General features: G+C 57.9%; 4 protein-coding genes and 2 pseudogenes. 2 read left to right on the top strand and 4 right to left on the bottom strand.

The features are described from left to right. Window positions 1-127, top strand: a pseudogene (locus G8O24_RS42155) (IS481 family transposase); the annotation flags it as partial. Here G8O24_RS42155 and G8O24_RS42150 read toward each other — a convergent pair. Then, entirely contained in the window at window positions 116-1,786 is a 1,671-nt protein-coding gene (locus G8O24_RS42150) for an ATP-dependent nuclease (RefSeq protein ID WP_283815660.1), read from the bottom strand. The pseudogene G8O24_RS42155 and the gene G8O24_RS42150 overlap by 12 nt on opposite strands. 126 nt (window positions 1,787-1,912) lie before the next feature. Between G8O24_RS42150 and G8O24_RS42145 the strand changes: the two genes are divergently transcribed. Further along, complete coding sequence (locus G8O24_RS42145) at window positions 1,913-3,136, top strand: lytic murein transglycosylase (protein WP_188108361.1); 1,224 nt, start codon at window positions 1,913-1,915, stop codon at window positions 3,134-3,136. Between the two features lie 80 nt (window positions 3,137-3,216). On the opposite strand, the gene G8O24_RS42140 is transcribed toward G8O24_RS42145, so the two are convergent. The 3 genes and pseudogenes from G8O24_RS42140 to G8O24_RS45465 all read right to left on the bottom strand — a co-directional run. Next, window positions 3,217-3,501, bottom strand: coding sequence for a hypothetical protein (locus G8O24_RS42140; RefSeq protein WP_188108359.1), 285 nt, complete (start codon window positions 3,499-3,501; stop codon window positions 3,217-3,219). 239 nt (window positions 3,502-3,740) lie between these two features. Further along, window positions 3,741-4,079 carry a hypothetical protein gene (locus G8O24_RS42135; RefSeq protein ID WP_188108358.1) on the bottom strand — a complete coding sequence of 113 codons (339 nt, stop codon included), beginning with the start codon at window positions 4,077-4,079 and terminating at the stop codon, window positions 3,741-3,743. Between the two features lie 399 nt (window positions 4,080-4,478). Then, window positions 4,479-4,591 (bottom strand): annotated as a pseudogene (locus G8O24_RS45465) (bacterioferritin); the annotation flags it as partial.

Here is a 4,591-nt window from a genome sequence, read left to right as displayed (position 1 = left end):
CTTCGCCAAGCGACTCAAGACCCTCAAAGGCCTCACACCCTACGAATTCATCTGCAGGGCCTGGACAAAAGAGCCAGAACGATTCACCCTCAATCCGCTCCAGCAAATGCCGGGACTAAACATTTAGGGCGTCGCAGACGTTTAGCCAGCGTGCGGACCAGCTTGCAAAGGTATCCTTTTCCGCTCGAAACATAGCGGTTTTTGCGAAATTGGATTTTTTGTCGTCTTGAAGCGAAAAGCTGACTACGCGCTGTTCGGTATCTACAATGGGATTCCTAAACCAGCTGGGGAACTGCTGAACGAAATCTAAGAGATACGAATTGGGAAAGAGGCCTTCGATTGAGAGCCCGTTAGGCAGGAGGATGTAGTCGACATTCGCGTTGAATGATATTTCCTTTCCGCCGTTAAAGTACGCGCCCAAATCTTTAGCGGCGCGTTTACCGGCGTCGTCGCCATCAAGCATTGGAACAAATGCGATTTCCTCTCGAATAAACTGATAGTTGGCGCGCACGAACCCGGATAGGCCGACGACTCCTCCGAATTCGACAAAATCAGATCCAAATAGGGTCGGCCACCTTAGTTGGGGCGAATGCTCTAGCTTTGTATCTGCCTGTTTCAAAAACCATTGCAGGTATTCGATGTCTGATTTTCCCTCTACGGCGATTACGTTTTCGCGCAGATGAAAGTAGTCGGAGAAGCGAGTACCGAGTCCCTTCTTTATCCTTCGAATTGCCTGTTCGTGAGAGCTGAAATGCTCAATTACAGAGTTGGATTGGTCGAAGAAGACTCCGTGAACTCGCGAAATATCAGATGCAACGAAACCCAACGAGTGAGTCGTGTAGAGAACGTCAGCGTTCTCTCCAATCTTCTCAAATACATTCCTCTGTTTTGGGAAGAGTTCTGGGTGGAGATAGGATTCCGGCTCCTCGACGAGCCAAAGACACCGAAGGCCAGAGCGTCTGCGTAAGCTTAACGATACCCATGAGATGCAAGTCGCTAAAATCAGCCACTGCATCCCCATACTCTTCTCAAAAAGGGTGCCCTCGCTGCGATCCATTACGGTCATGTGGAAGCCGCTAACGAGCTCTTCGAAGGTCTTCGCAGGCTCGAAGAAAATGTTGATAGTTGGCATGCCGATCGCGGAAAGTGTATTGTTTATCTCATGAGAGACGAGATCTGCCTGATGCCGGATTGCATCTAGAATATCCTCGAGCTGCTCCGCAATCTCTTGTTTGACCACCTCAACGACGATGCGATCGAATATCTTTTTGAGTTCTTTCTCGGCAGGTATGTAGACCACGTAAAAGGTATTCAATATTTGCTCGATGAATTCTCGGTGCCAGACCTGAAAATCATCGGATATTTTTAGTTCTGTAGGAACGCTAACTCCTGGAAAGAGTGAATAGGTAGCGACTCCTCTCTGAGAAAACTGAAGGTTGATAGGTATTTCATGCCGCTTTGCGTATGGTTGCTTCATGCGCCGTCGCAGAAAGTCGTATCTCTCGGCAAGTTGCTGATCTTGTTCACTGCTATCATCGAGTTGGAAGACCGCAGTGAGGCTAGTCCGCCCGCCGGGCAGCAGTCCGCGCGGAAAATCTCGATTGTAGTCGTAGGCAGGGTAATCTTGATCTCGGTGGATGCTCGAGAAGAACAGTTCAATAGCTCTAAGAAAGTTCGATTTGCCTACATTGTTCGGCCCGATCAAGACGTTGGTGTTTGCGATGTCTATGCTTTGCTCTTTGGAAAAGGAGCGATAGTTGGTCAACCTAAATCGGATGAGCTTCATGAGATCATTTGTGCTTCTTGCTAAAAGCCCAATTCTAAATAGTGGGAGCGCTTCCTGACAATGTCAAAGGGCGTAACCTTTCGGCCTTTTTATCCGGCCGCACGTCGAAAGACGGCATTGCTTCCGATCTTCTGCAGCGTGCTTGCCGTCTGCTCTTTGTTCTCGGTCTTGAACAATCCCGCCCATGCTGCCGACGCTGCCTTCACCCAGTTCATCGCCTCGCTCTGGCCGGAAGCGCAAGCGTCAGGCGTTTCGCGCGCGACGTTTGATCGGGAGACGCGTGGACTCGAGCCTGATTACAAGCTGCCTGATCTGATCCTGCCGGGACGGCCAGCGACCGGCGCGCCGTCGCAGGCCGAATTCGTGCAGGTGCCGGCGGACTATGTCAGGGAGTCCTCGATCGCGAGTCTCGCGGGCGAAGGACAGCGGCTGCTGCAGAAGTACAATGCCGCGCTGACGAAGATCGAGAAGAGCTCCGGCGTGCCTGCGACCGTCATGCTCGCGATCTGGGGACGCGAGACCGATTACGGCCGCTATAAGCTGCCCTACGATCTCGTCCGCGTGTTGGCGACGCAGGCCTATGTCGGCCGGCGCAGGGACACCTATCGCAACGAGTTCATCCTTGCGCTGAAGATCCTCGGCGAGGGTGTGGTGACGCGCAAGGACATGACCTCGTCCTGGGCCGGCGCCACGGGGCTGACGCAGTTCCTGCCGTCCGAATATTACAAGCACGGCGTCGATTTCGACGGCGATGGCCGCATCGACATCTGGCACTCGGTTCCGGATGCGTTGGCCTCGGCTGCGCAGCAGCTCGTCAACAAGGGCTGGCAGAGCGGCGTGCGCTGGGCCTATGAGGTGCAGGCGCCGGCGAAAGTCGATTGCACGGTGGGCGTGCCTGAAGTGACCAAGCCGATCGGCCAGTGGTTGCGTGAGGGCTTCGTGCCGGTGCGCGGGCAGAAGCTGAGCGCCGCAGAGCAGGCCCAGCCGGCCTCGCTGCTGCAGCCGGAGGGCATCTATGGTCCGGCGTTCCTGACGACGAAGAATTACTTCGTCATCAAGGAATACAATTTTTCTGATCTCTACGTGCTGTTCGTCGGTCATCTCAGCGACCGCATGACGAGTCCGCTGCCGTTTGCAACGCCATGGTCGGCATCGAAGCAGCTGCGTACCAAGGACGTCGAGGCGATGCAGCGCGGGCTGACGCGCGTTGGATTGTACAAGGACAAGATCGACGGCAAGGCCGGTATGCAGACGCGTGCTGCGCTCGGCACCTATCAGAAGTCCGCAGGACTCAAGGTCGATTGCTGGCCGAGTGAAGAGGTGCTGCGCTCGATCCAGGCGGCGCGCTAGAGGCGTCGTCATAAAAAAAAGCCCGGCCGATGGTCTCGGCCGGGCTCAGATCGCGGCGCTATCGGCGCCGTGCGATCGGATCAGTAGCAGACGCGAACCGGGCGAATGACCCAGCCGTAGCCGTCCCAATAGCGCTGACGCTGCCAGTAGCAGGGCGGCGGGGGCGGGCCCGGCTCGGCGACGTAAACCGGACCACCGTAGGCGGGACGGCTCGACGCGATGGCGCCGCCGATGATGGCGCCGCCGAGCAGGCCGGCAGCGATGCCGACGCCGACGCCGTCATGGGCCTGGGCGGACGGCGTGGCGGTCACCAGCGAACCGGCGATCGTCGCAACCGTAAGGGCGGCAACAATAGTCTTCTTCATGCTTTTGGCTCTCCTGGGAGAAGGACGTCCCTTGTTAGGAGCGTCCGGGGTTCAAAGGTTGACGCAGACTCTGATGGAATTGGCCTTGCAGCTAGGAAGCGCGCAAATGGTCAATCCACCGTAAACGCGCACGGAGCTGTGACGAGAAAAAGCGGTCTTTTTCAGGCCCGAAGATGAACGACGCATCCGTAGTGAACCGGCCCAACTGAATCGGTTAGAGCGAGCCGGTTTAATGCGCCTCAGCCACAAACTCGGACGCGACGGACGCGCCAGGCGTAGCCGTCCCAGAAACGCTGCCTCTGCCAGACGCAGCCATCGCCATAATAGTCGTCGGCGACGTAGCCGGGACCCGGCGCGTAATAGCGCGGCGGATAGTAGCCGGGCCCATAGCCCGGGCCATAGGCGTAACCCGGGCCGGGTCCGTAATAATACGGAGACGCCAGTGCGCCGCCGACGATGGCGCCACCGATGATCCCGGCGGCGACGCCGGCAGCGACGCCGCGCTGTGCATGGGCCGGCGTTCCCGCGGTCAGCACCACGGTGGTGGCGGCGGCGATTGCCATAAGCGACTTCTTCATGGGCTGGACCCTTTCACAGCGACGCGGAACTCAAGGGTCCAAGGTTCCATATTTCGTTTGAATGATCAATGAACGGCGGATCGGCGGGGTGCGACCAAATGGTAGAAATGGCGGCTTTTCCGCCCGGGAGACGAGGATGAGCGTCCTGACCAATGCGCTGATCGCCCTCGGGGCCGCCGGCGTGGTCGGCTATGCCCTGATGACCCATTTTCAGACCCGCTCGCACCGCCCGCGCGCTCGAGCAGGCGGCGATGGCGGCGGAAGCGACAGCTATTCGGATACGGCGAATGACGGGTTTTCGTTCGGAAGCTGGCTCTCGACCGACAGCTCCGGCAGTTCGAATGAGGGCAGTAGCTGCTCCACGGGCGACAGCGGCGGGGGCGGAGATTGCGGAAGTTCTCAGCAGGCCGCGAGGGCAAACTGCGCGGGTTCGGCGATCTCGTCGTTCGCAGCCACTGTGTGGCCGTGCGGGCAACCAGCGCAGCAGGACTCGGCACAGGGGCCAAGCGCTT

Source organism: Bradyrhizobium campsiandrae (assembly GCF_014529705.1).
GTDB classification, from domain to species: Bacteria; Pseudomonadota; Alphaproteobacteria; order Rhizobiales; family Xanthobacteraceae; genus Bradyrhizobium; species Bradyrhizobium campsiandrae.
This window is presented reverse-complemented; position numbering and strand designations above follow the sequence as displayed.